This window comes from Methanohalophilus sp. RSK (genome assembly GCF_003722075.1).
Classification (GTDB): domain Archaea; phylum Halobacteriota; class Methanosarcinia; order Methanosarcinales; family Methanosarcinaceae; genus Methanohalophilus.
Genome location: NZ_RDSK01000001.1, coordinates 211,439 through 225,865, shown reverse-complemented (window position 1 = coordinate 225,865; position 14,427 = coordinate 211,439). Strand labels below are relative to the sequence as shown.

Here is a 14,427-nt window from a genome sequence, read left to right as displayed (position 1 = left end):
GGTGATCCGGCATGCGTAAAAGCATTCTAACCCTCTGTATCTTTTTGATACTGACCTGTACCACTTCTAGCGGCATTGCCGGATCAATCACTTTTTCTGATCCAATGGATGCATACGAATACACCGTTTACGATCAGTCAGGTAATGTCGTAGGTCAGTACAATAATACAGATGATATAATACTTAATTCAACAGAAAATTACCAAATATTTGTAAAACCAAACACAGTAAGTCTTTTCAATGAACCCCAAAGAGGGGCAGATTTCCTAATGGCTTATGTACCATTCGGATTTGCGGCTCTCTTGTGTGCAGTTGTTTGTCTAGGTATTTTTGTAATATTCAGGAGACAGGCCAGATGAAAAGGATAGTTCTGCTTCTGATACTCCTAACATTCTGCATACCAAATGCCTCTGCTTTACCATATACAGGTTTGCCTGATCCTACACATTTGTGCAACCATCCAGATGATGATACTATCATGTTTGTGGGAGATGATCCTAACACAGGGCAAAAAGCAGTATATGAATTTTATACGGATACGGGCAATTATGCTCAAAAATTGACGGGTGCAGATTATAAAGATATATCATATTCAGATGGCTCTCTATATTTTGTACTTTCCGATGGTTCTTTGTACAAAACCTCAGATACTCAAGGCATATTAAACTTCTCTTATTCGGGCAATGATGATGATTTTCTCTTCCTCGGTAGTGTAAGTTCAAACTCTGTATTATCACATTCGGAAGATAAAAGTTTATACACGATTCCTCGTCGCTGGATGGATGGCCGTGATTTGACACGTATCCAACCACCCGTTTATACTGCTCAGACAGTAACTTCGATTGATGCTCCTAGTGATCTTTACCCTCATCCAGAAGGCATTTTGATAGCAGACTATCACATGGACACACGTGATAACCGTGGTGTCACGGGGTATGTGTATCTGTACAACGACACAGGTAAGCACACTCTTCTTTCTAAGTACAGGGGTGGTGTATATAGTCAGTATTCACAGGCTGGGTATAGAGTTGTTGGCCGAGATGTTGCAGGGAATCTGTATACAGTCGGTGGTACAGGTTACTCTCAATATAGATACAATTTAATAGGCACAATGACCTATTATCAACACCCATACAACGCAACTACCGATACGTATGGTGAGGTGGCCATTGGTTCTGTTACCACCCCCAATGATATGACAGTTGCCGATAATGTTTATATCTGCTATGATGACACAATAGAGTCTCTTGCTACAATTGACGGTTTGACAGGATATACAGGTGAACCTATCCCGCCAGTATCCGCTACTGTTGGATGGGATGTAGGCGAGGCTGGCACATATACTGCCGGAGATGTAGCCACAATAAATTATTCAATAACTTCAATGGATTCGTCAAAAGACTACACTATTGAGGTCTGGACTTCATCAACAATGAAGCAATCCTATACCATCTCTGATTCATCAGGTAGTGTAACGTATGACTTCCCTATAGATGCTGCACCTACTGCATACCTTGCAGCAATCTATGAAGGCGATACAAAACTGGATGCTCAACATTGCTATCTGGAAAACCCAAATTATGACTATGCCATTTCCTTCTCCAAGTCGAATTATGAAGTAGGTGAATGGGTAGTTGTTAATTATGAAGGCTTGACTTCAGACATGGAATTAGTTTTACTCAATGATGATGCCCTCGATGACGGTGATGTTCTCCAGAACTGGACAAAATCAGGAGACGGTCAGGTTTCCTACAAGCTACCGGATGATTACTCCCAGGATGGAATAAACGTACTTCTCATAATGGATGAGGTAAACATAGATCAGGACTATGCGGATGTTGTAACAGCAGATGAGGATTTGCTCTATGGAGTAGTCTATGATTCATCAACCGGACAGCGAATAAGCGGTGCTAGCGTTACCGTAAACAGTAAGGTATCTATTACGTCTCTAGATGGTAATTATCAACTCACCCTCCCAGAAGGCTACTACGAGGCCACAGTTTCTGAAGGTGGATATCTCGCTACTAAACAATGGGTGACAGTACAGGGCTTAACTCAGCAAAACTTTTACCTGACTCCCGAAACAGCAGACACAGACGTTTACGGTGTAGTTCGTGATAAAGACACGAATGATCCCATAAATGATGTAGTCATTTATGTGAACGGCAATTCCTTCGGTGAAACTTCCTTCACTTCTTCCTCTGGATATTTCTCCCTCGATGGCCTGACACCAGGACAGGAATACGATATATCTGCTACTGTAAGTGGTTATGAGTCCTACGAGTCCTCATTCACTGCCACAAATAACAGTACAGATTTGTCCTTCTCCATGTATCCGGCAGGCACAGGTGGAGATACAGATGATCCCACAGGAGATGATTTCTCTATTGATTGGGAAACTCCAGACGATGCGAAGTCCTTTGCTCAGCAATGGACAGGCATAACTTGGTTCATTCTCGTTGTCTTGTTCGTAGTAGCAGCAATGGGGGCTAAGAAATGAAACGACTCATTCTTACCCTCATAATCCTTTCCGCTATGGTTATTCCGGCCTCAGCAGACACATATAATCTATATGGCTCTAGTGGATTTGATGACCTGTATATCTTTGATGCACAGGCAGACAAATACGTCTCTGCGAGTCCTAACTCATACGATGTCTCTGCTCTACAATACGATTCGTTTGTATGTGCTCCTTCCGATGAGATATATTCAATATTCATCGAGATGGAAGATTTAAGTGGCTCATCCACAATGCCTATGACATTTCATCATAGGAATACATCACATACATTGAATGTTAATTTCGATGTAGAAGAACGGCCATATCTCATTGTATTCTCTAGGGATTGGGCGGTTTACACCGTATCCAATTCCACAGGATCAACTCTACTTTCAGGTGAAGTTCCGGCAGATAAAGTTCGCATAATGATGGATGAGTCCGATTTCTCAATCGGTGCTTCTACAATGCATTCAATGAACACACAGGCCAATGGCACACTTCTACCCGCTAGGGCGGTAGAATATGACATTACAAATGTCCAGTTAAAAGAACAGGATTTAAACAAAAATGTCAAAGCGTATGCATGGTCTAAACTTTCCTATCAGGATACTGCTACATACGATGACCTGGAAGGCGGCCTCAAATACATATATGCAGGCCTCTCGTTCCTTGATCATGACAGAGTAATCTATTCCGTATTCTTCTATCTTCAGTTAATGGTCACTTATGCCATATTCACGATAGGATTTTTCATACATTCCACTTGGCTCTATGTCGCTCTTGCTAACTGTGCAGGACTGGCCTATGCGATCTTACAGAAAAGAAAAGGACAGGCCGCCATGATACAGGGCTATGCTTACGTTCTAAAAGAGGCAATACTCTTACCATTCAATATAGCAAAATTCTTTATAACGTTGGTTATGCGTCTGGCCTCTGCTATCACTAATTTGATTCCGTTCACCTAATCAGGAGTTGAACTATGAAAGATACGGTAGAATATTCTCTCAAACTAAATCACAAGAAAATCCTCTATACGAGGGGTACAGATTCCAGAAAAGCAAAAGAAGAATTTGACAGGAAATGTAAGCAAAAAGGAGTCGGTAACTAATGGCCGTCTCTTTTACACATCTCCGTACATTCTTCTCTGACCTGCGATCTAGCAGATCTGCAGTAAAATCGAATAAAACAGATGTACTTTATCTCGATCCCACACAGTCAATAGTAAATCTAACAGGCCTCTATGATCCAGATACACACTCTGTCGATATAGCAGGCACAGGGATCGTAAAACTTACAGATAATTCCATGTTTACAGGCAAAAAAGGCCGTAAAACCATAATTGCTTCTTATGACTCGGCTACTGCTTTTACTCCACTGAAAGAAAAGCAGGACTATCTCACAAAAGAACAGGTCGATGCTCTGATGAAATCCGGCATGCTCACATCTGTTCTCAAACCGAATGTCTCAATGATGATTGTAGCATTCATTCTCGGAATAGCGACTGCGGCCATATTCTTCATGGCGGTTCTAGGAGTGTCTTTCCTATGAGTGAAGATACATCCACTTCTGACCTGATCCTGCGAACTATGCAGGATCGCTCTGAGCCAGAAAAAATAAAAATCCTATCTGCTGCACTAGATAAACTCCACCCTAACGAGATTGAGGACTGGCTAGCAGTCTCAAACCTTAATCACACTCAGATTATGGAAATCTCAAAAATAATGCTCATAAAAGAAATGATGCTCCCAGACACATGTGACTGGCTAACATCTTTCGTAGGTCGTTATATTCGTCTCAATGTCTCTAAAAATGCTCATGGTCGCCATGACATAAGGGACATGTTCTCAGGTCTAACACATGCTGAACAATCAGAACAGGGTAAACTCGACAAACTAAAAGGAGTTGTATCTAAATGAGTCCACAGCAGTACGATAGTAAAATCGTAAGTCTAGCATTCACAATGGGCATGATAACAGCAGGAATTCTAATGACTGCTCTATTCCTTATCTTCGGTGAGATTCTTCTATGACTGGCAGGAAACAGACAGCAAAATACGCTATAATAGGTGAATACTCAGAGGGTAAAACCCTCTTAATGACAGCAATAGGATATAGGGATTACCTTAGAGGTATCCCGGTATTCTCAAATTATCATCTCGAATACCCTCATACTCACATATCCTCAATGGATGATCTAGAGACTGTCTCCGATGGTACAGTTCTGCTAGATGAGGCGTGGTATTCCTTCGATAGTCGGTCCTTCAGTTCTAAAACCAATAAGGGTGGCTCATATCTTCTCTCAAAACTCTCTAAACGTAACTGCGATTTATACCTAAATATGCAGTCCATGGATTTAATTGATAATAGGTTCAGGGATCGGTTACAGGCGATCCTCATTCCTCAAAAATTCGTACATCCTTCCTCAAATGTTCCTTTCGCATTAGAAGTCTCAATAATGCAAAAGGATAAATGGGGAAGTTATACTATAATTCCTTCAAAACTGTACTTTGATGTGTCTGAAATATTATCGCTATACGATACTTCGGAAGAATTAAATCCTCTTACATACACAGCAGACTGAGCCGTACCATTAAGGCAAGCGATACAAGCCGTAGCCTTATGGCTACGGCCTGCTAAATTCTAAAATATATTCTCTCAACTCTATAACTAAATGCTCTCCACGTATCTTCTAAAAGGGTGTCTTGCGGAGGACTATCCATAGTCCGTTGCGGGGTCGGTGGGCGGGTAAATAAGGATGGGCGGTTCTCGCTTATAGTGAAACGCATAGCGAGCAAAAGGGCTATCTTTGAAAAAATCATAAGAAAAACAATTCGTCAAGGAGGGGCGTAATGTTGTTCTTGTACGGAGGCTTGGCTGGCCCCGGGAGGGCACTAGTTGCAATTAATAGGTAATCCAATAAACCGGATGTTGCATTGCGATTCACTACAAAGCAAAAAACAACTATACTGCAGGCAAACTACTAATTCTACTTATTGTTTACTTTGGTGAAATAAAGTAAATTGCAATCCTTATTTTAAATCTCTGAATAACTTCATTATACGTGGATCATGCTCAACAAGGTCCATGACATACTCTGCTAATTCTTCCCTTCTCTCATCAGCATTGACTGCACATTCAGTGCTAAGAGCAGCACCACACCTGCAACAAAACTTAGCATCAGGTCCATTCATTTCCCTGCATCTGGTACATTCTATAGGTGTAAGGTCTGGTTCTAGTTTATCTTCGCTCTGCATACCATACATTTTTAACAATGCATCATCTACCTGTTTTCCAGATAGGTGTATGTAGGTCCTTGGCATCTTTGAACCATGAGTCCATCCCAGATGCGCCTCCATCTGTGCCTGTGTCATGTACTGGGCCAGTTCTGTACTCCTGGAATGCCTGAATAAGTGGTTATAAACTCTTTTTGTGATTCCTGCCTTTTTTGCAGTCTTTTTGATAACTGCTGTAAAGGCATTGTATTTCATCTGTTTTCCATAATTCCATTTTCCAATATTAACCCATAATGGAGCATCAGGATTATTCCTATCAGGATGAAACTCAATCCATTTCAGTATGTAAGGAACACTGAAAATAATACGTACTCTCCTTCTGCCTGTTTTCCCATTTACTTGCAAAACAGCCCCTATCTTATCAACAATCAGATTACGGATATTTAAGTTCCCGATCTCGGATATACGTGCACCTGAATCATACAGAGTTGCAATCAGGGCACGATCCCTTAGATTGTTGGCAACACTAATCATATTTTTAATTTCATCTTCTGTGAGAAGTTCCTCAGGCATCTTTTGATTATCCCGGATGGTAGACTTGATCCATTTGGTACATTCAGGATCCTTGCCGTTGTTCATCCACCTGAAAAATCTCTTTATAGACACTTTGTATGCATGCTTTGTGTGTGGAGATAGATCTGTTCTTTCAAGTTTACCTATAACTCTATAAAGATCATCCTTAGAAGAATTAGGAGACAGGGCATAATCCCTGAACATGAGGTTCATCTGGCTTAGGTATTTGATAACTCTTGCATGCTTTATCCCCTCTGCAAATAAAGCATTTTCAAAATTCAGCAACAGAGTTTTCCATTCCTGTGGATAATCAGCATCACCAATAGTAGTTTCAAGTTTGGACAGTGTCCTTTCATATCCATAGAGTGACATGAGGTATAACACCCCGGCAATATTTTAATAGAACAACCCTACCGAGGTGAAAGTGACCTACACTCTAACAATGACGTCCCGACTGAGACTTGAACTCAGGTCTAAGGCTCCGCAGGCCCCAAGGATATCCGCTACCCTACCGGGACACTCATTGACTTGGCTTCCTAATTATCTTTTCGAATATAAATGTTTGGTGGTAAAGCGTTTAAACCACCAACAAAAGTTAAATCCATCAAGCATGTGATTGGTAGAGCATGACAATGACTATAGGCCTTGCAGGAAAGCCAAATGCAGGCAAATCAACATTCTTCAAAGCCGCAACCATGGCAGAGGTGGATATCGCCAATTACCCATTCACCACCATTGACGCCAATCGCGGGATTACCTACGTTCGCACCACCTGCCCATGCATCGAACGGGACAAGAGATGTGGTAACTGTGAAGACGGGATACGCTTTGTACCAATCGAGATTATCGATGTGGCCGGACTTGTGCCTGATGCCCATCAGGGCCGTGGGCTGGGAAATGCCTTCCTGGACGAACTGAGCCAGGCCCAGGCAATCATTCATGTAATTGATGCCTCCGGTGCCACAGATATAGAGGGTAATCCCGGCGACATCGGCAGCCACGATCCGCTGGAGGATGTTGATTTCCTCAACCGGGAAATAACCATGTGGATGAAAGGTATCCTGTGTCGCAACTGGGAACGCCTGGCACGCAAAATAAAGGCTGAAAACCTGAAGGTGGAGGAAGCAATCACAAACCAGCTCATGGGTGCCGGCGTCTGTGAAGAACATGTGACCGTGGCAATAGACCAGCTTGGCAAACGTGAATACATCAAGTGGGAAGATGAAGATATGTGCCAGCTCTGCGAGTACATACGATTGCTCAGCAAACCCGTCATCATCGCCGCAAACAAACTGGATGTAGCCCCACCGGAAAATGTCGAAAACCTTGAAAAACTTGAGATGATAGTCGTACCCACAAGTGCTGCTGCAGAATTGGCCATTCGCAGTGCTGCCAGTACAGGGGCAATTGATTACAAGCCCGGTGATGAGGATTTTGGTATCGAGAGAGGCGACCTGAGTGAAAAACAGATAAATGGACTGGAAAAGCTTAAAAGTTTCGTAGCATCCCGCAAACCCCATGGATGTGGAGTACAGGAATGCATCAACAGGGCAGTCTTTGACCAGCTCGACCTAATTGTAGTCTACCCTGTCGAAGATGAAGGACACTGGACGGACAAAAAAGGTCGCATGCTTCCTGATGCCTACCTGGTCAAAAAAGGGTCCACTGCACATGAACTTGCATACAAGGTGCACACTGACATCGGGGACAGTTTCCTCTATGCGGTAGACGGGCGTACCCGAATGAGACTCGGAGACAAATACGAACTCAAGGACGGAGATGTTATAAAGATCGTCTCAACTGCCAAATGACATCTCAGAAGGAGGGCTTCGGATTGCTACATAAATTATATGAAAAACGTCTCCTGAATAAAATACAACAGGAATATCAAAATCCACCTTCCTCCCTTGCTATAGTCCTGCCAGAAACTGATCTATTCCAAAAGAATAGTAGCCAAAAAACGCTTCAATTCATAAACTGGTGCCAGGAGTTTGGTATCAAAAAAATCTATTTTAATGTGGATATTCTGAATGAAAAAGCCGATCTCAAAAACAAGATGATCTACAGATTGGTTCAGGTCATTGAAAGAATATGCAGCAAACTGCCCCCTGAAACAGGCTATGATGTATATGGAGAAGACGGCAGTACATTACTCACAAAACCCGGAAATGACCCCAGTATCATTTTTGTACTGGGATATGGTGGAAAGAAAGAGATTACCTCTTCTGTCAGGACAATTCTCTGTGATGTAGAAAAAGGAAACATAGAACCCGAAGATATTGATGAACAAATTCTGGAATCCCATCTGACAATAGAGGGAGAACCGGATTTGATAATACGCTCGGGGGGCAGACATCTTTCAGATTTCCTTATATGGCAATCTGTCTATTCAGAACTGTATTTCACAGATATTAACTGGAACCATTTCAGAAGGATTGATTTTTTGCGTATTATCAGGGATTTCCAGAAAAGGAAACGCCGCTATGGCAAATGAGGATGTGTTTACATGGTAGCCTATACTGTAATTGTCTGCACAAAATGCCGCTTGCAATGCCAGGTTATAGAAGACCGGGGGCAAAAATCCATAAAATGCCAGAGATGTGGTGCAACCCTGCAATTTCGTAAATTGAGGAAATTCCACAGGACAGAAATACTCGATGAAGCAATAGCGGCACGAACCGCTCTTCAGGCACAGCTACAGGGAACCGATTCAAAAAAAATCAGCCAGATTCTATCAGATGCAAGCGATAGTCAGCTCCAGTCAAGCCCTCCTCCTCAAAAAAGATCTTCAAATCCTTCTAAATATATCATAAATGCTCTTGAAAATCAGGAAAAAATTCAGATCAGACAGTTATTCCAGATGGCTGAAGATGCAGGTTTTGAGAGGGAAAAAATCGAAAAAGCCCTTCAAAACCTGAAAAATTCGGGAGATATCTACACTCCCGGCAAAGGATATCTGAAACTTGCCTGACTTAGAACCTGCGAACAGGGTAGCATAAGTTATATTTAGGGAAAATACATAATAAGGTGGTTCAGACAAACCATTTTCGACCTCCCTTAAATAAAAATCCTGGATGTAAGGTATCAAAATGTCCGACAATACACTTGATATAATAGAACTTTTGTTGACGGCCCAGATATACAACCAGAACCAAGTATTGGATGTCAGCGACCTTCCAAAACCCATAAGGAAGCACTACTGGAAAAAAGAGGCCAAAGGAGTACCACGACCCATTCATGTGTCCCTCACTGATGTGAGTAAACTGTATGGAGAAAGTGAAACTAAAAAGGTGTTAAAGGGTCTTCCCTTTGTAGAAATCGATGAAGTTGGTTACAAGATCAAATTAACCTCTCTTGATATGGCCATTAGCTGGTTCGAAAAACAGGATACCTCCAGTCGCATCGAGGAAAATCCTGTACTGGCCTATTACTTTGAGAAAGCTGAAAAAGAAGGAGTCAGCTACAGTAAGGCACGTGACAGCACCAAACCCAAAGAAGTAGACAGGGAATGGATAGAATCCCTCAAAGCCGAGGTAATGGAGGAAGAAGGCGGGGAAGATATGCTCAAACTGGCACAACTCCTGGCCCCGGAGGATATACAGCAGGGCATGTCCGAACTAATCCTCACAAAAAAACAGGAATCCGAAGTTGACAAGATTGTCAAAGCCATCAAGTTCCGGGATTACCTGAAGGAAATTGGGCTGTACGATGTGGGCAAGGTATTGCTGGTTGGCCCCCCGGGTACAGGGAAAACATCAGTTGCAAGAGCGCTATCCGAAATGTTATCCATTCCTTTTGTTGAAGTTAAATTATCCATGATTACAGACCAGTATCTTGGTGAAACAGCAAAGAACATTGACAGGGTATTTGAACTGGCAAAAAAACTCAATCCATGCATTCTTTTTGTGGATGAATTCGACTTTATTGCAAAAACCCGGACCTCGGATGAACATGCAGCCCTGAAAAGAGCTGTCAATACACTCCTCAAAGCAATCGATGAAATAAGTCTCACAAGGGACGGAGTACTCCTGATCGCTGCTACCAACCATCCTCACATGCTGGACTCAGCTGCATGGAGGAGATTTGATGAAATACTTGAATTCCCATTTCCGGATTATGATATGAGGAAAAATATTCTTGACATTGTCACAAGGCATATCACGGGAGACTTTGACACTGCAGCGATTGCCGAAATCACAGAAGGTTACAGCGGATCCGATCTGAGAGTGGTGATCCGGGAGGGTGTTCTGGATGCCCTGCTTGAGGAGCGTCGGGAGCTCCGTAACAAAGACCTTCTGGATGCGGTGGAATCATTCAACAGTCGTTCACATATAAAATCCGAGAAATACCTCCAGCAGTATGACAGGGTGTCTTAAGTGAAAGTGACATTACTGGGCACAGGAGATGCTCCCGGCACACCGGTAATCGGTTGTAACTGCCCCACCTGCCAGGATGCTCAAAAAGGAGGGAAAAGCAACCGTCTCAGATGTTCTATTCTTGTAGAATCAAAGACGGGTACAATTTTGCTGGACACCGGGCCCGACCTGCGCCAGCAATTACTTGAGCACAATATAAAGCATGTGGACGGAGTTATATGGACCCACGGCCATTATGATCATTTTACCGGTTTTGGGGAATTCCACAGGGTACAAAGAAAGGTAGACGTATACGGGCTTGCTGAAACCCTTGACTACATCCTGGAATACCTTGCCTTTTTGAAACCCAGGAGAAACAACGTCAAAATCAATGAGGCCTTTGAAATTATAGGGCTTAAGGTTACTCTTTTTGAAGTCAAGCACCGACCGGCGAGCAATCCGATAGGCGTACTCATAGAAGAAGATGGCAAAAAAGTGGTGTTCACAGGAGATTGTGAGAAGGAGATCCCAAAAAAGAGTCTTGAAATGATTGATAGTCCAGACCTTTTAATCGCCGATGCGATTGTACCGGATTCAGATGTGTTGCATATCAAAAAACATATGGATGCAAAGGACGCACTGGAACTTGCCCAAAAAATAAAGGCAAAAGAAGTCGTTTTTACCCACGTGAGCCACTTTTTCAAACCCCATTCTATCGCAGCACAGAAATTCCCAATGGGATATGACGGAATGCAATTTGTGATATAACCTTCAACGTTTTTTATCTTTTTTCCAGTCTTCTTCTGCCATCCGTATCGTTTCATTCAGTTTTTTACGGTTTCGCAGATAATTCCCAATGACCAGAAGCACGCCTGCACCAAGTATTGATGTACCGATCAGCAGGTTACGGGGTGCATCTTCTGAATAGAACTTGAGATAGAGAGTCTTAAACTCAATTTCTTCTTCCTCTTCATCTTCGGAAGGCAGGAAACCTTTTGCCAGGGAAGATAATGATGAAGAAGTATTCTGACGCAGATTATTCCAGACAAGTACTTCCCTGTCCTGTCCATCGACATACCTGGAATCAGGTTCTGGTTCAACCTTACCGATAAACTGGTTGCCTGTTGTATACCCTTCCGGAAGGACCACCCTGACAGTGGAAAGATGTGATGGCACATACATGAAATCCTGTCCCATAGGCACTTCCATTGTATAGGCCACAAAGCCTGTAAGGCTTTGATTGAAAGAAATTACCTGTTTGGTTTGCCCGGATTCGGATTCTTCAGAAAGGGTATAGTTTATCGAATCCATTGCCCCTGAGGTGGACAACTGTCTGACTGTTGCAGCTGGATTACCATTATTTGCTTCGGGTTTGGCCTCAATTACAATATTTGAAAGTACATCAGAACCTGGATTTGTAATATCTTCCAGGGGAACTACCTCAAGACGATCTACATTCTCAAGTATATAAACCGCTTTTACAGGCGAATCGGGGGAAAGATAAAAAGTAGTCGTATTAATGCCGCACTCACATGAATCATTAGCAATGAACGGGTCCAGTGCATACTCCGATGTATTGGTTGTTTCAGCGACTTCATCAACAGGTATAATGTCATCGATGCAACCACTCAGATAGATGGCTGAAGTGAGTATCAGAAATAGGACTACCACTTGTTTTCGCATTATACTATCCACCGATCGGTTATTAAAAAAAGTTATCGGTGTCCAAGAAAGGAAGGGATTGCCCCTTCACTCATTCTTCGACTACCGTAAGGAAAACACCCATGCTTTCAAGAGCTGCAGCAACCTCTTTATAGGCTACATAGAGTTCCTTCTTCTGATCACCCATTTCTTCTGCAGGAGGTTCCGAGGCAAACCAGATCTCTTTATCAGTAGTACCACGTGTTATGGATACGCAGGAAAGCATATCCGCCTGCACAAGACGATATACAGAATCCACTCCTGTAGGAGTTACCCAGGCAGCATAGGAAGATCGCAGGGCTTCAACGAATCTGTGCCAGTTTATAGAAGCTGAACTTTCCAGCCGCACATGCAGATGCGCCCTCTCACCGGCAAGTTGCTCATCGATTCTCCTGAGGAACTTCTGGAATTTGGGATCGTCTTCCTCAACTGTAACTGCTGCTTCAGCTGCCAGATTCTTTGCCTCTTCCTTGAAGAAGGGAGCAAGATTAACAGCACTGGATGGTTTTGTTAACAGGGATACTCCAAAAAAGGCAACTGCGCTAAGGCCCATACCGACAATGACACCGTGGTTCATCAGGACCGGGTGAACCGTCTGGAGATATGCAGGAGCCATTGGAGCTGTCATGTAAATATCATACACAATCAGGCTTATCTGGACAACTGCACCTACAATAAGACCTGCCATGGCACCTTCCTTGGTAGCACGCTTCCAGTAGAGACCTCCCATCAATGGGAAGAAGTAGGAAGCACTGGCAATATATGTGGCTATATGAATAGCATCAAGGATACTGGTAATGAAAAACGAACCCACAGTAGCTGCAAGGACTATGAAAAGCACACTGAGCCTGTTAACCGCAAGCATCTGTTTCATGGTGGCATCCGGTTTAATGAAACGCTGGTAGATATCACGGGACACACAGGATGCACCGGAAGTTGCAAAGGTATCAGTGCAGGACATAGCAGCAGCAGCCAGACCTATCGCACTCAGGGCAATAACGAGCGGGGAAAAGTTTTCAAGCACAAAAACAAGCAATGCCGGTTCTGCCTGAGCCATTCCCATAGGGAAACCTGCAGCCGGTATTTCCGGATAAATGGAACTCAGAGCGATAGCAATTACCGCACAACCTGCAAATACAATTGTTATCAGGAGGGAACCCAGAAGCAGCCCATTACGTGCGGATTTGGAATCACGCGCAGCCCATACTTTCTGCCAGGGGTCCTGTTCGGTGATCCAGCCGGGAATGATTGCAAACAAAAATATCAATACCATCGGAATTCCAACGGACAGCGGGTTCCACCAGCCAGAAGAGACATTGGAAAATAACTCGCCTGCATTGGCAGGGGCATCGACAGCACCACCCGTAGCTGCTCCTACAGCAACAATTGCAATGACGATAGTAAACACAGAGAGGAAGAGGAACTGTACTACATCAGTCCAGACAACCGCACTGAGACCTCCTAATGTCACATAAACAGAGACTGCCAGGGCAACAATCAGGGCTGCATACAGTGGATCAAAGCCATAGAATATCTCAAGCACCAGAGCAAAACCTTTGATATCAGCCACTGCAAAAAGGATCATTACAATTGTAATAATAATACCAATAGGCGCCCTGATTGCTGCACTGTAACGTTGCTCCAGTAATTCTGCCTGGGTGATTGCAGGCAGATTCTTTATCTTCTTCACAAAGATAGCAATTATCAGAAGAGCAAGAATGTTGGGAGCCACGAATCCCCATATCGAACCCATTCCCTGCAGCATAAAGAATGCAATAACTGCAAGCAAGCCTCCTGCCGTCAACCAGGACGCTGCTGAGGAGAATCCTACCCCAATCGTCCCGATACGCCTGCCGGCAAGCCAGAAATCGGTTACTGTGTTTTGTCTTTTGGTAAAATACCAGCCTATACCAATCAGTCCAGCTAAGTAGACTGCCAATAAAATCAAGAATAATTGAGAACTTTCCATAATAGTACCTTCAATCTTATGAGGATTTACTAAATAGCATCGGCTTATTGATGATACATAGATGATTTAGTATGTGAACTACCCCTGAGCTAAAGAC

15 protein-coding genes and 1 tRNA gene are annotated in these 14,427 nt (G+C 43.2%); 12 read left to right on the top strand and 4 right to left on the bottom strand.

All coding sequences use genetic code 11. From position 1 onward, the window contains the following. The first annotated feature begins 11 nt into the window (after nucleotides 1-11). The 7 genes from EFE42_RS01200 (at nucleotide 12) to EFE42_RS01175 (ending at nucleotide 5,080) form a co-directional block, all read left to right on the top strand. Nucleotides 12-359 (top strand): hypothetical protein, encoded by a 348-nt coding sequence (locus tag EFE42_RS01200; RefSeq protein ID WP_123135512.1) that lies wholly within the window; start codon nucleotides 12-14, stop codon nucleotides 357-359. Continuing rightward, entirely contained in the window at nucleotides 356-2,500 is a 2,145-nt protein-coding gene (locus tag EFE42_RS01195; protein WP_123135511.1) for a carboxypeptidase-like regulatory domain-containing protein, read from the top strand. The genes EFE42_RS01200 and EFE42_RS01195 overlap by 4 nt, the downstream gene beginning before the upstream one ends. Beyond that, the gene (locus EFE42_RS01190) at nucleotides 2,497-3,465 is read left to right on the top strand and encodes a hypothetical protein (RefSeq protein WP_123135510.1); all 969 of its coding nucleotides are present in this window, start codon (nucleotides 2,497-2,499) and stop codon (nucleotides 3,463-3,465) included. The genes EFE42_RS01195 and EFE42_RS01190 overlap by 4 nt, the downstream gene beginning before the upstream one ends. Nucleotides 3,466-3,479: 14 nt before the next feature. Then, nucleotides 3,480-3,608 carry a hypothetical protein gene (locus tag EFE42_RS10865; RefSeq protein WP_255419041.1) on the top strand — a complete coding sequence of 43 codons (129 nt, stop codon included), beginning with the start codon at nucleotides 3,480-3,482 and terminating at the stop codon, nucleotides 3,606-3,608. Next, the gene (locus EFE42_RS01185; RefSeq protein ID WP_123135509.1) at nucleotides 3,608-4,048 is read left to right on the top strand and encodes a hypothetical protein; all 441 of its coding nucleotides are present in this window, start codon (nucleotides 3,608-3,610) and stop codon (nucleotides 4,046-4,048) included. Before EFE42_RS10865 ends, EFE42_RS01185 begins: the two co-directional genes overlap by 1 nt. Continuing rightward, nucleotides 4,045-4,416 (top strand): hypothetical protein, encoded by a 372-nt coding sequence (locus EFE42_RS01180; protein ID WP_123135508.1) that lies wholly within the window; start codon nucleotides 4,045-4,047, stop codon nucleotides 4,414-4,416. Before EFE42_RS01185 ends, EFE42_RS01180 begins: the two co-directional genes overlap by 4 nt. 109 nt (nucleotides 4,417-4,525) lie before the next feature. Continuing rightward, nucleotides 4,526-5,080, top strand: coding sequence for a hypothetical protein (locus EFE42_RS01175; RefSeq protein ID WP_123135507.1), 555 nt, complete (start codon nucleotides 4,526-4,528; stop codon nucleotides 5,078-5,080). 448 nt (nucleotides 5,081-5,528) lie between these two features. Here the strand turns inward: EFE42_RS01175 and EFE42_RS01170 are convergent, their stop codons facing one another. Together EFE42_RS01170 and EFE42_RS01165 are read right to left on the bottom strand one after the other, a co-directional pair. Next, nucleotides 5,529-6,677: a tyrosine-type recombinase/integrase gene (locus EFE42_RS01170; RefSeq protein ID WP_123135506.1), complete on the bottom strand. Its 1,149-nt coding sequence runs from the start codon at nucleotides 6,675-6,677 to the stop codon at nucleotides 5,529-5,531. A 74-nt stretch (nucleotides 6,678-6,751) separates the two neighbouring features. Then, nucleotides 6,752-6,823, bottom strand: a tRNA-Arg gene (locus EFE42_RS01165). A 108-nt stretch (nucleotides 6,824-6,931) separates the two neighbouring features. On the opposite strand from EFE42_RS01165, the gene EFE42_RS01160 reads away from it, so the two are divergent. From EFE42_RS01160 to EFE42_RS01140, 5 genes are all read left to right on the top strand, one after another. After that, nucleotides 6,932-8,116 (top strand): redox-regulated ATPase YchF, encoded by a 1,185-nt coding sequence (locus EFE42_RS01160; protein ID WP_123135505.1) that lies wholly within the window; start codon nucleotides 6,932-6,934, stop codon nucleotides 8,114-8,116. Between the two features lie 23 nt (nucleotides 8,117-8,139). Beyond that, nucleotides 8,140-8,799: an undecaprenyl diphosphate synthase family protein gene (locus tag EFE42_RS01155; RefSeq protein WP_158599158.1), complete on the top strand. Its 660-nt coding sequence runs from the start codon at nucleotides 8,140-8,142 to the stop codon at nucleotides 8,797-8,799. A 12-nt stretch (nucleotides 8,800-8,811) separates the two neighbouring features. Continuing rightward, nucleotides 8,812-9,276 (top strand): DUF5817 domain-containing protein, encoded by a 465-nt coding sequence (locus tag EFE42_RS01150; protein ID WP_123135503.1) that lies wholly within the window; start codon nucleotides 8,812-8,814, stop codon nucleotides 9,274-9,276. A 118-nt stretch (nucleotides 9,277-9,394) separates the two neighbouring features. After that, on the top strand, nucleotides 9,395-10,681 hold the full coding sequence (locus tag EFE42_RS01145) for an ATP-binding protein (protein WP_123135502.1): 1,287 nt from the start codon (nucleotides 9,395-9,397) through the stop codon (nucleotides 10,679-10,681). Beyond that, the gene (locus EFE42_RS01140) at nucleotides 10,682-11,428 is read left to right on the top strand and encodes an MBL fold metallo-hydrolase (RefSeq protein WP_123135501.1); all 747 of its coding nucleotides are present in this window, start codon (nucleotides 10,682-10,684) and stop codon (nucleotides 11,426-11,428) included. A gap of 3 nt (nucleotides 11,429-11,431) precedes the next feature. Here the strand turns inward: EFE42_RS01140 and EFE42_RS01135 are convergent, their stop codons facing one another. Both EFE42_RS01135 and EFE42_RS01130 read right to left on the bottom strand, forming a co-directional pair. Then, entirely contained in the window at nucleotides 11,432-12,343 is a 912-nt protein-coding gene (locus tag EFE42_RS01135) for a DUF5803 family protein (RefSeq protein WP_123135500.1), read from the bottom strand. Between the two features lie 70 nt (nucleotides 12,344-12,413). Next, complete coding sequence (locus tag EFE42_RS01130; RefSeq protein WP_123135499.1) at nucleotides 12,414-14,330, bottom strand: sodium:solute symporter; 1,917 nt, start codon at nucleotides 14,328-14,330, stop codon at nucleotides 12,414-12,416. Nucleotides 14,331-14,427 lie beyond the last annotated feature (97 nt).

Coding starts and splice junctions, on each gene's coding strand:
- EFE42_RS01200 (WP_123135512.1), top strand. CDS start 12: ATGCGTAAAAGCATTCTAACCCTCTGTATCTTTTTGATACTGACCTGT.
- EFE42_RS01195 (WP_123135511.1), top strand. CDS start 356: ATGAAAAGGATAGTTCTGCTTCTGATACTCCTAACATTCTGCATACCA.
- EFE42_RS01190 (WP_123135510.1), top strand. CDS start 2,497: ATGAAACGACTCATTCTTACCCTCATAATCCTTTCCGCTATGGTTATT.
- EFE42_RS10865 (WP_255419041.1), top strand. CDS start 3,480: ATGAAAGATACGGTAGAATATTCTCTCAAACTAAATCACAAGAAAATC.
- EFE42_RS01185 (WP_123135509.1), top strand. CDS start 3,608: ATGGCCGTCTCTTTTACACATCTCCGTACATTCTTCTCTGACCTGCGA.
- EFE42_RS01180 (WP_123135508.1), top strand. CDS start 4,045: ATGAGTGAAGATACATCCACTTCTGACCTGATCCTGCGAACTATGCAG.
- EFE42_RS01175 (WP_123135507.1), top strand. CDS start 4,526: ATGACTGGCAGGAAACAGACAGCAAAATACGCTATAATAGGTGAATAC.
- EFE42_RS01170 (WP_123135506.1), bottom strand. CDS start 6,677: ATGTCACTCTATGGATATGAAAGGACACTGTCCAAACTTGAAACTACT.
- EFE42_RS01160 (WP_123135505.1), top strand. CDS start 6,932: ATGACAATGACTATAGGCCTTGCAGGAAAGCCAAATGCAGGCAAATCA.
- EFE42_RS01150 (WP_123135503.1), top strand. CDS start 8,812: ATGGTAGCCTATACTGTAATTGTCTGCACAAAATGCCGCTTGCAATGC.
- EFE42_RS01145 (WP_123135502.1), top strand. CDS start 9,395: ATGTCCGACAATACACTTGATATAATAGAACTTTTGTTGACGGCCCAG.
- EFE42_RS01135 (WP_123135500.1), bottom strand. CDS start 12,343: ATGCGAAAACAAGTGGTAGTCCTATTTCTGATACTCACTTCAGCCATC.
- EFE42_RS01130 (WP_123135499.1), bottom strand. CDS start 14,330: ATGGAAAGTTCTCAATTATTCTTGATTTTATTGGCAGTCTACTTAGCT.